The sequence below is a fragment of the Brenneria salicis ATCC 15712 = DSM 30166 genome (genome assembly GCF_003315515.1).
GTDB lineage: Bacteria > Pseudomonadota > Gammaproteobacteria > Enterobacterales > Enterobacteriaceae > Brenneria > Brenneria salicis.
This window is the reverse complement of record NZ_QNRY01000021.1, coordinates 42,060-58,326: the sequence shown is the minus strand read 5'-3', so window position 1 is coordinate 58,326 and position 16,267 is coordinate 42,060. Positions and strand designations below refer to the sequence as shown.

Annotated in this window: 17 protein-coding genes; 9 read left to right on the top strand and 8 right to left on the bottom strand. The window is 50.9% G+C overall.

Annotated features, from left to right (window positions below):
- Window positions 1-402: 402 nt before the first annotated feature.
- Window positions 403-846 carry an Xre family toxin-antitoxin system antitoxin gene (locus DES54_RS10535; RefSeq protein WP_113867166.1) on the top strand — a complete coding sequence of 148 codons (444 nt, stop codon included), beginning with the start codon at window positions 403-405 and terminating at the stop codon, window positions 844-846.
- Window positions 843-1,313, top strand: a complete 471-nt coding sequence (locus tag DES54_RS10530; RefSeq protein WP_113867165.1) for an RES family NAD+ phosphorylase — start codon at window positions 843-845, stop codon at window positions 1,311-1,313. The genes DES54_RS10535 and DES54_RS10530 overlap by 4 nt, the downstream gene beginning before the upstream one ends.
- A 162-nt stretch (window positions 1,314-1,475) precedes the next feature.
- Here DES54_RS10530 and DES54_RS10525 read toward each other — a convergent pair whose 3' ends face one another.
- Window positions 1,476-2,327, bottom strand: coding sequence for an SDR family oxidoreductase (locus DES54_RS10525; protein WP_113867163.1), 852 nt, complete (start codon window positions 2,325-2,327; stop codon window positions 1,476-1,478).
- A gap of 126 nt (window positions 2,328-2,453) precedes the next feature.
- On the opposite strand from DES54_RS10525, the gene DES54_RS10520 reads away from it, so the two are divergent.
- The 5 genes from DES54_RS10520 (at window position 2,454) to DES54_RS10500 (ending at window position 7,407) form a co-directional block, all read left to right on the top strand.
- Window positions 2,454-2,813, top strand: a complete 360-nt coding sequence (locus DES54_RS10520; protein ID WP_113867178.1) for a winged helix-turn-helix transcriptional regulator — start codon at window positions 2,454-2,456, stop codon at window positions 2,811-2,813.
- 125 nt (window positions 2,814-2,938) lie between these two features.
- Entirely contained in the window at window positions 2,939-3,364 is a 426-nt protein-coding gene (locus DES54_RS10515) for an organic hydroperoxide resistance protein (protein WP_113867161.1), read from the top strand.
- A 568-nt stretch (window positions 3,365-3,932) separates the two neighbouring features.
- Window positions 3,933-5,954, top strand: coding sequence for a formate-dependent uric acid utilization protein AegA (gene aegA / locus DES54_RS10510; protein WP_113867159.1), 2,022 nt, complete (start codon window positions 3,933-3,935; stop codon window positions 5,952-5,954).
- On the top strand, window positions 5,954-6,490 hold the full coding sequence (locus DES54_RS10505; RefSeq protein WP_113867157.1) for a 4Fe-4S dicluster domain-containing protein: 537 nt from the start codon (window positions 5,954-5,956) through the stop codon (window positions 6,488-6,490). Before aegA ends, DES54_RS10505 begins: the two co-directional genes overlap by 1 nt.
- 173 nt (window positions 6,491-6,663) lie before the next feature.
- On the top strand, window positions 6,664-7,407 hold the full coding sequence (locus DES54_RS10500; RefSeq protein ID WP_113867154.1) for a 4'-phosphopantetheinyl transferase family protein: 744 nt from the start codon (window positions 6,664-6,666) through the stop codon (window positions 7,405-7,407).
- A gap of 65 nt (window positions 7,408-7,472) precedes the next feature.
- Here the strand turns inward: DES54_RS10500 and DES54_RS10495 are convergent, their stop codons facing one another.
- The 4 genes from DES54_RS10495 to DES54_RS10480 form a co-directional block, all read right to left on the bottom strand.
- Window positions 7,473-8,810 carry an NCS2 family permease gene (locus tag DES54_RS10495; RefSeq protein ID WP_113867152.1) on the bottom strand — a complete coding sequence of 446 codons (1,338 nt, stop codon included), beginning with the start codon at window positions 8,808-8,810 and terminating at the stop codon, window positions 7,473-7,475.
- A 122-nt stretch (window positions 8,811-8,932) separates the two neighbouring features.
- Window positions 8,933-9,661 (bottom strand): amino acid ABC transporter permease, encoded by a 729-nt coding sequence (locus DES54_RS10490; RefSeq protein ID WP_113867150.1) that lies wholly within the window; start codon window positions 9,659-9,661, stop codon window positions 8,933-8,935.
- Between the two features lies 1 nt (window position 9,662).
- On the bottom strand, window positions 9,663-10,415 hold the full coding sequence (locus DES54_RS10485) for an amino acid ABC transporter permease (protein WP_113867148.1): 753 nt from the start codon (window positions 10,413-10,415) through the stop codon (window positions 9,663-9,665).
- A gap of 83 nt (window positions 10,416-10,498) precedes the next feature.
- Window positions 10,499-11,335, bottom strand: coding sequence for an ABC transporter substrate-binding protein (locus DES54_RS10480; RefSeq protein WP_113867146.1), 837 nt, complete (start codon window positions 11,333-11,335; stop codon window positions 10,499-10,501).
- 342 nt (window positions 11,336-11,677) lie between these two features.
- On the opposite strand from DES54_RS10480, the gene DES54_RS10475 reads away from it, so the two are divergent.
- Entirely contained in the window at window positions 11,678-12,187 is a 510-nt protein-coding gene (locus tag DES54_RS10475; RefSeq protein ID WP_113867144.1) for an Lrp/AsnC family transcriptional regulator, read from the top strand.
- A 71-nt stretch (window positions 12,188-12,258) separates the two neighbouring features.
- Here the strand turns inward: DES54_RS10475 and DES54_RS10470 are convergent, their stop codons facing one another.
- Complete coding sequence (locus DES54_RS10470; RefSeq protein WP_113867142.1) at window positions 12,259-13,275, bottom strand: 1-aminocyclopropane-1-carboxylate deaminase; 1,017 nt, start codon at window positions 13,273-13,275, stop codon at window positions 12,259-12,261.
- 219 nt (window positions 13,276-13,494) lie between these two features.
- A complete protein-coding gene (locus tag DES54_RS10465; RefSeq protein WP_113867140.1) occupies window positions 13,495-13,983 on the bottom strand; it encodes an Lrp/AsnC family transcriptional regulator in 489 nt (162 codons plus the stop codon).
- Window positions 13,984-14,199: 216 nt separating this feature from the next.
- On the opposite strand from DES54_RS10465, the gene DES54_RS10460 reads away from it, so the two are divergent.
- Window positions 14,200-15,198 carry a DMT family transporter gene (locus DES54_RS10460; RefSeq protein ID WP_113867138.1) on the top strand — a complete coding sequence of 333 codons (999 nt, stop codon included), beginning with the start codon at window positions 14,200-14,202 and terminating at the stop codon, window positions 15,196-15,198.
- 51 nt (window positions 15,199-15,249) lie between these two features.
- On the opposite strand, the gene DES54_RS10455 is transcribed toward DES54_RS10460, so the two are convergent.
- Entirely contained in the window at window positions 15,250-16,179 is a 930-nt protein-coding gene (locus DES54_RS10455) for a LysR family transcriptional regulator (protein WP_113867136.1), read from the bottom strand.
- Between the last annotated feature and the right edge of the window lie 88 nt (window positions 16,180-16,267).

Genomic DNA, 16,267 nt, shown 5'->3' with positions numbered 1-16,267 from the left:
TCTGCACTAAAATTTCTTTTTTTCATTGGAGCACCTGTGTTGTTCTGAGGTGAGCATATCACCTCTGTTCAGGTGGCCAAATTCAGTATTCCACTACAGATTAATCAGACGAAGATTATGTACAAGCATCGAAGATGGACAGCGCCGATTAAAACGGTCACAAAAACCGCTCAACCTGTTTGTCTACGATAAGCCGCGTTCGTCAGCGGTACGCGAGCACAACAAAGAAGCGCTACGCATTGCCGATTCAAATGACAATTGGTTACTGCAATCAACGGATGCAATACATCAAAGCCGCTTTTGTTGGCGGCTGTACCAGCTGCCCGGGCATTTCCCCTGGACGCCTAATTTGCACACCAATCACCATATGGATATACTGAAATAACCAAATGGAGGTTAATTATGAAAACATTTAGCTTATCCACGACTCAGACCAGACCGCCTCGCTTATGGCAGGTGGCCGGGTTAAACAATTCCGATGGTGTGGCGCTGCTGGGGCAGATTAGCGAAGGACTTGATGGCAAGGTTGCTAACCTGATTGTTGACTGGGCGAAGATAACGCAAAACGACCTGCGCAAAATGTCCGGCATTCCGTCAACGACGTTTAGTCGCAGCGTGAAAGCGCGATTCAGCGCCGAGCAAAGCGAACGACTGGTGCGCATCATCCGCGTTATTGATCGGGCGGTAGAATTGTTCGAAGGTGATAAAGAAGAGGCGCAAAAATGGTTGAATGAGCCAAACAGGGCGCTGAGCTGGAAAGTGCCGGCAGAACTGATGGCATCCGAAACCGGGGCTTACGAGGTCATGAAATTGATCACGCGCCTGGAACATGGAGTGTACTCTTGATTCTCTATCGGCTGATAAAGACAAAGTATCTTTCTACAGCCTGGACGGGATACGGAGCAAAGGAGGCTGGAGGCCGCTGGAACAGTGTTGGCATCTCGATGGTTTATGTATCAGAAACAGCATCGCTTACCATGCTGGAGACGCTGGTACATCTGCATGCGGCGCAGATCCTAGAGTATTTCACGCTATTGCGTATCGATGTGCCTGATGATCAAATTCAGAGCGCCGATATGGATGAACTGCCAGATAATTGGGCTGATGAAGACGCGCCGCCGGAGCTGGCCGAATACGGTGATGCCTGGTGCTTTGCCAAAGGTTCGATAGCGTTGCGTGTCCCCAGTGCCCTATCGCCCGTGGAGTATAACTACCTGTTAAACCCTGAATACCCCGATTTCTACGGGATCATTCAGAAGGCAGAGACTATTCCATTCCAATTTGATAGTCGGCTAAAACCTGAACGTAAATAACGTATATGGAAGGTTATGGGTTTGACGTTCAACATTCAAAGGAACGTTTATGGTCATCGGGAAATTAAGAAAAGTTGGCAATTATCCACGCCATAACCGTTAAAATATTCCATCAACACAAAGTTATCCCCGCTCACATCAACCATGAGCAGGGAGGTGAACTTACTTCAGTGCTGCTTTCACCACCGTTGCCAGTGGGGTCGTTGCTCGCCCGATCAGGTTGCTCAGTTGATGGCTACCATCAAACAGACCGCCTTTGGACGCTCCCGTATCCGAATCCGCAATGATCCCGGCAAAAGCCTCTGGCAAGCCAGCGCCAACCAACGCCGCCTTGTATTCCTCTTCCGACAGGTTTTGATAACCAATACTTTTACCAGACTGTTTGCTGATCTCAGCCGCCAAATCGGTCAGCGTATAAGCTTCATCGCCAGCCAGTTCATAAATCTTGCCGGCCTGGTTTTCCCGCGTCAGAACGGCAGCTGCAGCCGCGGCAAAATCCGCACGCGTGGCGGAGGCGATCTTTCCTTCTCCGGCACAACCAATAAAGACCTCGTGTTGTAATGCAGCCGGTATGCTTCCCGTATAGTTTTCCGTGTACCAACCGTTGCGCAGTACAACATGGGGCAGGCCCGATTGTTTTAACAATGCTTCGGTTTCACGATGCTCAGCCGCCAGCGCAAGCGGTGAGGTATCCGCATGCAGCAAGCTGATATAAGCCAGCAGCGCTACTTTCGCTTTAACAGCGGCTTCAATCACATTGCGGTGCTGAGCAGCGCGCTGACCCACTTCGCTGGAGGAAATTAACAATACCTTATCAACGCCTTGCAACGCGGAAAAAAGCGCCTCTGGCTGGTTATAGTCCGCCGATTTTACCTGAACGCCGTGAGCGGCCAAATCCGCCGCTTTATTCACATCCCGCACCAGCGCCAGAATTTCCGTCGCCGGAACCTTTACCAACAGTTGTTCAATGACTAAACGGCCCAATTGACCGGATGCACCTGTAATCGCAATCATCATTAAGTTCCTTTCTTTGACTAACACAGGCTGGCATAATACCCACAAAGCTAACTTTAAGTAAGTACGCACATAAAGGTAAGTATAGTGCATAAAAAAATAAACGATGCGGACTCTCTTGTCGCAATGATGCCAAAGGGCGATCTTTTCGCTGAAAAATGTCCGTCCCGTCAGGTGCTTAACCACGTTACCAGCCGTTGGGGGGTATTGATACTGGTTGCGCTGATGGAGGGAACTCACCGTTTCAGTCAGTTACGGCGCAGAATTGGCGGCGTGAGCGAACGCATGCTGGCTCAGACGCTACAGTATCTGGAAAGCGATGGATTTATCCTGCGTACCGCCTATCCCGTTGTTCCGCCGCATGTGGAATACAGCCTGACGCCGCTGGGCAGAGAAGTGAGTGAAAAAGTAAAAATCCTGGCCGATTGGGTAGAGGAGAATATCGGGACTATCGTCGCTACTCAGCGGAACAACGAGTCGCAATAGGCGTTTCCTCCAAGCATCAGGGAAAAAAGAGGTCATGGTGTAGACAACGTGATCCCAGGAAGATAGGTAGATATGCGCCATATGGTCTACGCTTAAACCTGTTCCCATAAATCACAGGAGAAAGTATGTCTATCGAAAAAGTTCTCTATGTTGCTCATGCTAAAGCAACAGGCGGGCGTGATGGCCGCGCTGTTTCATCAGACAACCATCTTGATGTGAAGCTTGATGTGCCAAAAGAACTGGGTGGTGGAGGAGGTGAAGGCACCAACCCTGAACAACTGTTTGCCGCAGGTTACTCCGCCTGTTTTCTGGGAGCGCTGAAAAACGTCGCCTCAAGTGAGAAAGTCTCGCTGCCGTCCGATACGTCAATCGAAGGCAGTGTCGGTATTGGCAAGATCCCAACCGGCTTCGGCATTGAAGTGGAGTTGAAAATCTCCATCCCCGGCTTTGACAAAGCCAAAGCGGAAGAACTGGTGCAAAAAGCACACACCGTATGCCCTTACTCAAACGCCACGCGCGGCAATATTGACGTCACGATGAAAATTGTCTGACGGCGGAATAACCACAAGCCTTGCTTTCCTGCAAGGCTGAAATATCAGCACATCGCCTGCTACGGCGGTAAAGTACAGGCAATATTTGATGTACGCCTGCGCAACCCACCCCGGTCTGGCGTCAGGGCCTATGTCAACTTATCGAATTCGCTTTCCCCGTGTCAACAAACCGCCCCATCAATAAAAAACCAAATAAAAACTAATAGTTTAATTAAGTTAACATCAATATGAATATGAAATGGTATCTCACTAACTCAATCAGAATATTTTCATTCAGAAACTTTGCATTAACCATATCGTTACCTGTTCTACATCAAAATCTGTGGTTTTCAGAGCCATTAGGATGAAGGCAATAAATGGGGGGATAGTTGTATTTTCTCCTGACGAGATCCTGCCAACCCCTTCCAAATCACTTTCTGGGCAACCAGACAAAAAATCGAACGCTATCAATCAGAGTATCTCGCTCATGATGTGAGTGAGTGTTTACATTTAACGCGTTTGTACGCAATAAGACCCCTTGCGTTTCGCTACGGTCGTTATAAGAAGGTATTTTTTGTCGGGAGAGTTTATGAATAGGTTTGTTATTGTCAGTGCTCAAGACTGTATGGGTTGTCGCGCCTGCGAAATTGCCTGCGTTATTTCACACAACGACGAACAATATCCAACCCATGCTGAATTGTTCCAACCCAGAATAAAAGCCTTCAACACACAAGATTTTCGCTCTGCGGTGACCTGCCGTCAGTGTGAAGATGCTCCCTGCGCCAGCGTTTGCCCGACTCAGGCGCTGGTAAAAAAAGATAATAGTATTCAAATCATTAAAGAACGCTGTATTGGTTGCAAAACCTGCGTACTGGCCTGTCCGTTTGGCGCTATTTCGGTCGTCACCAACGCCACGAACCGTGGCGCCACGGCATATAAATGCGATCTCTGCTCAGGCCGTTCACAGGGACCAGCCTGTGTGGAAGCCTGTCCGACGCAAGCCCTGCAATTGGTCAGCGAACAGACGTTGGAAGCAAACCGCCGCAAAAAACAGCAAAACATGGCGTTGCTTACATCAACGCACTGGCAACGAGCCATACCCGTCGGTAAGGCCGAGGCACGCAACCCGTTAAACCAGAGAAAAAACTGGCCCCGGCGCGACGCGGAAAAAAAACCGCTGACACAACGTAAAACCACGTTCGACGAGATATATCACGGCTTTACGCCGGAGCAGACGCGGGATCAGGCCGATCGCTGCCTCGCCTGCGGGAAACATTCCATTTGTGAGTGGACCTGTCCGCTGCATAACAATATCCCCGAATTACTCAACCTGACCAAACAAGGCCGAATTCTGGAAGCAGTGGAACTGTCTCACCAGACCAGCAGCCTGCCGGAGATCTGTGGCCGGGTATGCCCGCAAGACAGGCTGTGCGAAGGCGCCTGCACGCTGGGCAAGGAATACGGCGCGATCACCGTCGGCAATATTGAGCGTTACATTACCGATACCGCCATCGCCATGGGCTGGAAGCCTGATTTGAGTCGAGTTACGCCAAGCGGCAAACGTGCCGCCATTATTGGCGCAGGCCCGGCGGGACTGGCCTGTGCGGATGTTCTGGCGCGTAATGGCGTTCAGGCTGTGGTGTTCGATCGTCATCCTGAAATTGGCGGCCTACTGACATTCGGCATTCCTCCTTTCAAACTGGATAAGCGAGTGCTTACTCACCGCCATGAGATGTTCCGTGAGATGGGCATCGAATTTCAATTAAATATCGAAGTGGGTAAAGACGTTTCACTCCCTCAGATCCTCAATGAGTTTGATACCGTGTTTCTCGGCGTGGGTACTTATCGCTCCATGAAGGCGGGGATTGAAAATGAACAGGCGCCCGGCGTTTTTGATGCGCTGCCGTTCCTGATAGCCAATACCAAACACGTAATGGGTTTACCGGAGCTTGACGATGAACCCTATATTTCGATGGCGGGAAAACGGGTTGTGGTGCTCGGTGGCGGAGACACCGCGATGGACTGTCTGCGCACTTCCGTTCGTCAGGGCGCCGTATCCGTCACCTGCGCGTATCGCCGTGATGAAGCCAACATGCCTGGCTCGAAAAAAGAGGTAAAAAACTCACGGGAAGAAGGCGTTGAATTCATGTTCAACGTACAACCGCAGAAAATTTGTCTGAATGAGCAAGGAGAAGTGTGCGGCATCAGTCTGATTCGCACTGAATTGGGCGCCCCCGATGCCAGCGGGCGTCGGCGCCCGCGTCCTATTGCGGGGTCCGAATTTGTACAACCCGCCGATGCCATCCTGATCGCGTTTGGTTTTCAGGCGCACAGCATGCCCTGGCTGGAAGAAGCGGACGTCAGTCTGGACAAATGGGGTTACATTATCGCGTCCGCTAACAGCCGCATTCCCTGCCAGACTAACCACCCGCGGATTTTTGCCGGAGGAGACGCAGTACGCGGAGCCGATCTGGTGGTCACCGCAATTGCCGATGGCCGTAAAGCAGCGAAGGGAATGATTGATGTTATGGGGATAGGAAAGAGTTCAGCGACCCGGTCGGCAACCTCACTCGCGTCTGATTCCGGCGCATCCCTGAAGGAGACGCCCTGATGAATCAATTCGTTATCGCCGATGCGCAGAAGTGTATCGGCTGTCGAACCTGCGAAATCGCCTGTGCGGTGGCACACAGCGGCGGCAATAGCGCGACGCTACAGCCCAGTCGTTTTTTCCCTCGCTTAACCGTAATAAAGAACGCCAGCGTCAGCGTACCCGTCCTGTGCCGCCAATGTGAAAATGCGCCCTGCGCCAGTGTTTGTCCTCATGATGCGCTGGTGCGCGACCACGACAGTATTCAGGTGATTGAGTCACGCTGCATTGGCTGTAAAAGCTGCGTGATCGCTTGTCCTTTCGGCGCGATCAATGTCACAGCAGTTCCTGTTGCGATTAACAGCGGGTCGGCGCTCACTAAAAGCGAAGTACATAAGTGCGATTTATGTGTCGGTGTGGCTGACAGCCCTTCCTGCATCAGCGTCTGCCCAACCTCCGCGCTCAGATTGGTAACATCGGCTGAATTGCATAAGAGAACGTATGAGAAGCAATGGCATTCAGCGCAAGACTACCGGAACATTGTTGCTTTTAATAAATAATAATCGCCGATTTATCTACCTATTTTTATTTAGATCATATATTAGTCTGATAATATGCCAATGAGATACCACATAAACGGAATATTTGTACTACCATCATTTTTAATACCGGGGCATGCCTTTAGGTAGAACCCAGGCGAATCGAAACCTTTATCATTATCACGGAGTGAACAATGACCTGTCATTTTGTCAGGTGGACCAGCACGGAAGCGCTTCCCGACTTGCAAAGATTATCGGATGACCTTATTTCCTCAACACAAGGCTTCTCCGCTAAACGTCGCGAGCGTTATCTGAAAAGTCGGGCGCTGCTGGCGGAGATGATGTTCTACTTTTTCGGTTATCCGCAATTACTGCCTTTGCTTTCATCGCCGGAGGGCAGACCTTATTTTGCTGATCCTATCCTGCCTAATTTCAGCCTGGGTTATGCCGGGAATACCATTGCCATTCTGCTGAGCGAAGAGGGACTGGTCGGCATGGATATCGAGATTGTGCATGTCCGGTCAAATAATCAGGTTCCTGCTCATCTTCAAACCCGCACGCAGGCGGAGCAAGCCTGGATTGACGCACAACAGGATCCTCTTGAAGCCGCCACACAACTGTGTACCATTCGTCAGTCCCTGTTGAAACTTCCCACACTGAATGTCAGCCGCCCCGAAAGCCTGAAGCTTCATCCGGCTTCCGGACGACTACGTACCAACAGCCTGTCTGAAGTTGAAGTGATTAGCGATATTGACGATTACCTGGCATGGGCATGCGCGCATGCGCCAACGCTGAACCGGCTGGTGATCTGGAATTACTCCTCAGACATGGGCATGAAGAAAACCAGAGAGATCATCCATCAACAGCGTCAATCTGTGCGTTATATGAGACTGACCAGCCACGCCGTTGAAAAAACGATCTCCTCACCATTTCAGTAAATTGCGCTTACCTCCACCACGAATAAAAAGCTGCGCTCCGGGTAAATCCCGGAGCGGGAAAAGAATTAATGCGCATCGATAAAAATGATTTTTAACAGGAACAACAGCGCGACAACCACCACGCAAGGGCTGATTTCACGCCAGCGGCCTGTCGCCAGCTTCATTATGCAGTAAGAAATAAAGCCTAATGCAATCCCTTCGGTGATCGAGAAACTGAACGGCATCATCACCGCTGTGATAAAGGCCGGTACCGCTTCCGTCAAATCATCCCATTTCACTCGCGCCAGACTGGAGGTCATCAATACGCCGACATAAATCAGCGCGCCCGCCGCCGCGTAAGCCGGAACCATCCCCGCCAGCGGCGACAGGAAGATAACCAGCAAGAACAACAGCCCCACCACAACCGCGGTCAACCCGGTACGGCCGCCGACGGACACCCCGGAAGAACTTTCAATATATGCCGTCACGGAGGATGTGCCAATAAAGGAGCCGGCAACCGAACTGACGCTGTCCACATACAACGCTTGCTTCATGCGGGGGAACTTGCCGCGGGCATCCACCAGACCCGCTTTATCCGTCACCCCGATCAACGTGCCGGAAGAGTCAAACAGGTTAACCAGCATAAAGGAGAAGATAACCCCGGACAGGCCCAGATTTAACGCGCCGGCCAGATCTACCTGTCCCACCACGGTCATCACGCTGGGCGGCATCGAGAAGACACCGGAAAACGTCACGTCGCCGAGCAGCAGACCCATTGAGGTGGTCACCACGATAGAAACCAGCACCGCGGCATGAATATTACGCGACGCCAACGCCACAATGATGAAAAAACCCAGTGCGCCCAACAGCGCGCTGTGCGACGTCAGATTACCGATCGTCACCAGCGTTTCAGGGTTAGGCATGATAATACCGGCATTTTTCAAGCCCATCATGGCAATAAACAGGCCGATGCCGCTGGCGATGCCGAGACGCAGGCTAAGGGGAATATTGGCAATCATCCAGTAACGAATCTGGCAAATCGTCAACAACAGGAAACCAACCGCACCCCAGAAGATTGCGCCCATGGCAACCTGCCAGGAAAGCCCCATCGCCCCCACAACGACAAACGCAAAAAAGGCGTTCAGCCCCATCGCCGGCGCCAGAGCGACCGGCAGATTGGCCAGCAACCCCATCAGGATGCTGCCAAATGCCGCAATCAGACAGGTGGTGACAAACACCGCTTTGGTATCCATGCCGGCCACACCCAGAATTTGCGGGTTGACAAAAACGATGTATACCATCGTCAGAAACGTGGTGAAGCCTGCTATGGTTTCAGTTCGCGCGGTGGTGCCGTGCTGTTTCAGCTTAAACACGCGTTCCAGCAGGCCTTGCCCGGCGGTAAGATCAGTTTGTGATTTATTCATTGTCAGCATTCCAAAGAAGGGATAATGGTTTTCGCTATCCTATAACAATTTTGCACATTTATGCGTATTAACGCTGATTCCCTTAAAATTGATGGGAAGAGATTCAAACTGCTGTAACGTCATCAGGCTGGCTTGTTTCGCCACCGTAACCATGAGCGCTTTAATTGTTTTTCCTGCTGACTAAAGCGCTGATTAACCCTGTTTGCCAGCAGTTCCAGCGACAGACAAAACACAAAATAGACCAGCGCGACAAACAGGAACACCTCCATCGGGTAGACCATGCTGCGATTGTTCACCTGCGTCGCCAGAAACGTCAGTTCACCCACGCCAACGATGTAAGCCAGCGACGTGTCTTTAATCAGGGAAATCCATTGATTGATAAACGACGGCGCCATCATCCGCAACGCCTGTGGCAAAACGATATTCCACAGCACTTGCCAACGTGTTAATCCCAGCGATAAGCCCGCCTGCCACTGTCCGCGACCGATCGCGACAATACCGGCTTTCACGCTATGTGCCAGATAAGCGGATGCAATCAGCGCCAACGCGCACACCACCGTGGTGATTTCGGGAATATCCACGCCAAAGAGGATCGGGAGCAGAAAGTAGGTCCAGAAAATCAGCATGATGACAGGGATGGCCCGGAAGAAACCGAGAACCGCCGCCAGTATTGCCGACCCTACGCCGCTCGATATAGCCAGCGCAATCCCCAGTAGCGTGCCCAACAGCGCCGAGGCAATCCCCGCCAGCAAACTCATTAACAATGTCAGCGCCGCCCCGCCGAGCGGACCGTCAGGAAAGGCGCCCCACATCAGGTAACCGAGATTATCGCCAATAATAGTAAAATCCATTTCAGTGCCTCTCAACCAGATTACGCTGCTGACGCCACATGCCCCAGCCTTCCATCAATGCGATAATCGCAATATACAGCACGGTAGCAACGCCGAATGCCTGAAAAGTACGCAAGGTTTCGGTTTCCACCTGACGCGAGGCGTAAGAGAGTTCGGCGACGCCAATCGCCATCGCCAGCGAGGAGTTCTTGATCACATTCATGTATTGCCCTAGCAACGGCAACAATGCGATGTTCAATGCTTGCGGCAGCACCACATGGCGCATTGATTGCCAGAGCGTGAGGCCCAGCGCCAGGGCCGCATATTTTTGTCCACGCGCCACGCCGCCAATGCCCGCGCGGATTTCTTCCGCAATAAAGGCGCTGGAATACAGCGTCAGCCCAAATAATCCAGCCAGAAATTCGAAGGACGGCCACGCCAGATTTATCCCCAACAGCGTAATGTCGTGCGGCGTATTCAACCACTGCATCATCTCGGAGGGAAACAGTTGACCTGCGCCGAAGTACCAGAAAAAAAGCTGTATCAACAACGGGGTATTACGAAAAAGGGAGCTATATGCCATCACCGCATAACGAAGCGTCTTTAGCCGGCTATCTCTGGCCGCCGCCAGTAAAACCCCCACAAAGGTGGCAAAAATAATCGTACAGAGGGAAATCCATAACGTGATCAGAAAACCTTGCCACAGCCAACCAAGATAGTGGGGAGCCAGCAACCATTGCTCAATGTATTGCAGCGCCGTGTTTGTCTGTTTCATAAGTCACTCGTGTTTTCCATAACATAAAACAACAACGCCCCCCGCAAGCTGAGGGCTAAAAATTACTTCGTTAGTCTAAAAAATCAGGCTTTTGGCTGCTGCTCCAGCGGGGCGAAGGTGAAATCACCACGCGGCTGCGCCGATTTTGTCGCAGGCCCGAACCAGCGTTCGTAAATCGTTTTCGCCTCACCCTGTTTTTCCAGACTCACTAGGGTTTCGTTGACTTTCTCCGTCAGCCGCGTCTCGCCTTTAGCGATGCCAATACCTTGATATTCTTTGGTAAGGCTAAAAGGTGAGATCTCAAAATCCGCTTTTTGCGCATCCGGCACGTTAGCCAACAACCCGACCAGTTTCGCATCGTCCTGCGTAATCGCCTGAACGTTGCCGTTGCGTAACGCGGCAAACGCCAGCGGGGTATCGTCATAGGAAATGACTTTCGCCGTAGGATAATGCTCACGCAGCGTAATTTCCTGAACCGTGCCTTTATCTGCTCCAATACGCAAGGCTTTAATGTTCTCAGGGGTTTTCAGAACCCCTTTACGGGCAATGAATTTCTGTCCGGTGGCAAAATAGGGAATGCTGAAGTTAACCTGTTTGGCACGTTCATCCGTAATGGTAAAGTTGGCGGCAATCAAATCCACTTTGTTGGAACTGAGGAGCGGAATACGGTTAGCCGGGTTAGTTGCCCGCAATTCAACTTTCACGCCCAACGCTTTGCCAATCGCTTCAGCGATATCAACGTCATAACCCACCAGCTTTTTACTTTGCTGATCGATGTAACCAAACGGCGAATTGCTATCAAAAACCGCAATCCTGACCACACCGGCTTTTTGAATATCGTCCAGCTTATCCGCCTGCGCAATACCTGAAACAGACGCTAATCCTAACGCCAATCCTAATGCCACAATACGTTTTTTCATTCCCTTACCCTCAACGTTTAAATGATTAACTATAGGCTATCAGCAAGATGAAAAGCCGGTAAATAAAATAAATATCTACAATATAACTTCATGTTAGCTTAGCATTTTGGCAGATTACCCTGACAGATAAAAATATCATGATCAGTGCTTGCCGGCTTCAGAATCATTGCCCGTCAGACGTCAGGCAACCATGAAAATTACCGCTGCGGCATATGCGTTTTATTGCATACAGGCAGAGGTTTTTCTTATTTTTATTAACCTGATGTATAAAAATCCGTAGATTAATTATCTGAATTGACGTGATGACAACATCAAGCATCGGCTTATGCCAGTTGGAACCGGATGAAAGACAAAACCCACAACACCTTGCCTGCGGCAGATGACAAAAAATCTTACGAACTGGACCGCTTTGATACGGCGATCCTGCGTATTTTGCAGGCCGACTCTTCCATCTCAAACGTTGCTCTGGCGGAGAAGGTCAATCTCAGTCCGCCAGCCTGTCTGAGACGCGTTGAACGACTCAAACAAATCGGCCTGATAAAGGGGTTTGTGGCGTTACTTAACCCGGAGGCGCTTAATGCCGGTCTGGTGGTGTTGATCGGGGTGGTGCTGGATCGCTCGACGCCAGGCTCATTCGAAGATTTCGAGGCATCCGTCCAGAAGATCAGCGGCTGCATGGAGTGTCATGTAGTGACGGGGGAATTCGATTACATTTTGATGATCAGGACGAAAGACAATCAGAGCTTCAACCGCCTGCACGCGGAACAATTGCTGTTTCTGCCCGGCGTGCGCCAGATCCGTTCTTTTATCGGGCTTAGAGAAGTGCTTTCCACCACGCAACTGACGTTCTGAGCGGGGATGATGCTAACGTGTCAGGCCCGCTATCGGTCGGGCCTGACATTGTGCAACATTAACGTGCAACATCAGCCATTACGGAAAATGTAGCTATAAGCGCTCAGTGCCGGCGCGCCGCCCAGATGGGCATACAGGACTTTTGATCCTTTCGGAAACTCACCGTTGCGGATCATGTCAATCATTCCCTGCATGGATTTACCTTCATACACCGGATCGGTCATCACCCCTTCCATCCGGGCGCACAGACGAATAGCTTCCAGCGTGCCTTCGCTCGGCAGGCCGTATTCCGGGCCGCCATAGCGGGTATCCAGCACCACGTCCTCTTCGGTGATTTCACGGCCCAGTTCGACCAGATTGGCGGTATTCTGCGCAATACGCAGGATCTGCGCCTTGGTTTGTTCCGGTTTTGCCGAGGCATCAATGCCGATGACATTCTGTGAACGACCATCCGCCGCAAAGCCAACCACCATTCCTGCCTGAGTACTGCCGGTGACGGAACACACCACGATGAAGTCAAACTTGAAACCCAGTTCTTTTTCCTGTTGGCGCACTTCTTCAGCGAAGCCAACAAAGCCTAAACCGCCATAGGGATGCTCGGAGCAACCGGCCGGGATCGGGAAAGGTTTGCCGCCATTCTGTGATGCTTCGTCCATGGCGTTTTTCCAGCTTTCACGAATGCCAATATCAAAACCGGCGGCGTCAAGACGAACATCGGCGCCCATAATACGCGACAGTTCGATATTACCGACGCGATCATAAACGGCATCAGCATAATTAACCCAGTTCTCTTGCACCAGAATACATTTCATTCCCAGATGCGCAGCCACGGCAGCAACTTGTCGCGTCTGGTTAGACTGAATACCGCCAATAGAAACCAATGTATCGCAGCCTTGCTCTAATGCTTCGGGAATAAGATATTCCAGTTTACGGGTTTTATTTCCGCCGAACGCCAGACCACTATTACAATCTTCACGTTTAGCATATATTTCTACGTCCCCGCCTAAATATTCACTCAGCCTTTTCATTGGCGTAATCGGAGAGGGGCCGAATGTTAATGGATAACGTGGGAATTTTTCCAGATTCATAAAAGTGCTCCGATAAATAAGGGATAAAATTAGCCGCAGGTTGTGATATTCCTTGGGGAATATACCGTCACGCCATGTTGATAACTTTACCTGAAATCGAATGAATTTAAATTGCTAAATCATCCTGTTTTTATCTTTTAAATTTCACAAAAAACACAAAATAAATGAAATAATTTCTATTTAAAAACAAAAAATGAAATAAAATTAACGACAAAAAATCTACTGCGGCAACAGCATTCCTTCCGCGGGCAACGGCAATGTGGTTTTGTAGCGAACCTGCTTGAGCGCGAAGCTGGAGCGGATATTGGCCACGCCGGGAATTCGCGTCAGATGGTGAAGAATAAAGTGCTCTATCTCATTGATATTTTTAACCAGAACGCGAAGAAGATAATCCGCGTCGCCCGTCATCAGATAGCACTCCATCACTTCAGGACACGCTGAAATAGCCTGCTCGAACTGCTGCAACGCCGCTTCCACCTGCCTGTCCAGACTGACATGGATGAACACATTAACGTGTAACCCCAGGCGCTCAGGTGAAAGCAGGGTGACCTGTTGACGGATAAGCCCGAGTTCTTCGAGCGCTTTCACCCGGTTAAAGCAAGGTGTGGTGGAAAGGTTCACGGCACGCGCCAAATCAGCGTGGGTGATCCTGGCGTTTTCCTGCAATTTATTAAGGATGCTGATATCAGTTTTATCCAGTTTGCGCATATAAAGAAAACCTTTACTGTCAATGAACGGTTGATCGAAAGAATCATTCTGAAAATAAACATATCACAGCAAATAACAGAAAAAATTTCCGTCAGAAAAATAATAAACTGGGTTTATCTAATCTTCTGGTAAACCTTATTGTTTTTCTGTGATGATAAATTACAAAAACAATAAGGTTTACCAGCAGGATACTTTTATGACGACCGGAAATATAAAATGATTTATCCCTCGTTAAGAAATAAGAAAATTATCTGGCAAAAACAATCACTGACTGAAATATTGCCGGCGGAATTATCACTACGTCAGATTGGCGGCCTTTTTTTGCTGCTGCTGGCCATTCTGGTCTGGGGGACTAACTGGCCGGTCATGAAACTTGGGCTGGAACATATCACCCCGCTGTGGTTTTCCGCATTGCGTTTCGCGCTCGGTGGATTGTGTCTGTTCTTTATCCAGATTGTGACCGGCACGCTCCGGTTGCCCAGGCGTCGCGATATCCCCTTGTTATTCAGCGTCGGTTTGCTACAAATGTTGAGCTTTACCGCGCTGGGTGCGATCGCCATGACCGAGATCCCCGCTGGCCGCTCCGCCATTCTTGCCTATACCACCCCGCTGTGGGTATTGCCGGGCGCCATTCTTATCTTCCGGCAAAAAGTAACCCGGCAGGAACTGCTGGGCACGCTGATAGGCATCGCCGGAGTCGCCATTCTGTTCAATCCTCTGACGCTGGACTGGACAGATCATAACGCGCTGTGGGCCAACTTATTGCTGTTGCTCGCTTCGCTATGCTGGGCCATTTGCATTCTGCATCTGCGTTATTACCGAGGCGCCTCCAGCGCTTATCATCTCGCGCCCTGGCAAATGCTGATTGCCACGCTCCCTTTAATCATCATCGCCTGGTATCAGGAAGGTCCTTATACCGGGGATAACTCCACGCGTTTATGGGAGATCTCGCTGTTTGTCGGGCCGCTCGCCACCGCGTTCTGTTTCTGCGCGGTTAACGCGGCAAGCCAGTGGATTTCCAGCACCAGCATGGCCTCCTCTATGCTGTGCGTCCCGCTCGTCGGGCTGTTTATCTCCGTCGCATTTTTCGGAGAATCGTTAACATCAGGATTAGTCATCGGCGTCATCGCTATTATTGCCGGTATGCTGGTCGTTACGCTGAACAAATCACGCTCCGCCGCGCAACAGACCGATGCCATCCCCGCCAAGCCGTAACCCGAATCTGACTGACGCAGCGTGACAATGTGCGGGTTTCGCCGTCGCCTTTCACGTCTGGAGGCGATACGCCTGACGAAACCGCACATCCTGCTGCGTTAGTTCATCGTGTAAGAAGTCAAAAAAGCCTTTCAGTACCGCAGTCACCGGTTTGTTGACTTCCGTCTGAACCTGCAACGTGCGCTGCCCCAGTTGCTCCAGACTGACCGACCTCACCTGTAAACCATCGATCCGGGCGCTGTATAACACGGAAAAATGACTGCATATGGCGATGGCATTCGGGGTATTGAGCAAAAAGGCATACAAGGTAGAAAAGTGATTACAGGTAAAAACGGGATCGATAAAAACACCGCTTATACGGCATGAGAGATCGAACAGTTGGCGGACCGTCGCCGCCTGATCGGGCAGGATGACGGGAAAATCATTGAGGTCGGCCAGTTGAAAATCGCTCGCAGCCAGCGGGTGATCGTCCTTCATCACCACCATAAACGGCGCGGAAAATGACGATATCACCTTGATGCCGTGCTCCGGCGACAGGCTGTACTTCAGCGCCACATCGCATTCGCCGTGGCGGACCAGATCGGGAACCTGTCTGGCGCTGCCGACCGTCAGCACAAAATTGACCGCCGGATGCTGTTGCCGGTATTTCGCCAATAGCGTCGGCAACAGATTGAACGCCAGACCATCGGTACACACGATACGGATCGTCGTTTGCCGGGAGGATTTCAGCCCCTCGATTTCAGCAATCGCCAACTCCATATCGACGATACTGCGCCGGACGTGATTTTCCAGAATATGCCCGGCGTCATTCAGCACCATACCGCGGGCATGTCGCTCAAATAAAGGCACGCCCAGCCGTGCCTCCAGCCGCTGGATCTGGCGGCTGATGGCGGACACCGCCACAAACAACTGCTGGCTGGCCGCGCTTAGCGACCCGGTGCTCGCCACCGCCATAAAATAACGAATTTCGTTGTTATGCATGAGCGCTCCGCCTTGTGTTTAACGATGACTCAACCGCAACAGGCTCATCATAGACAAATGTAAATCAGGAGGATAATACTCATCTGTT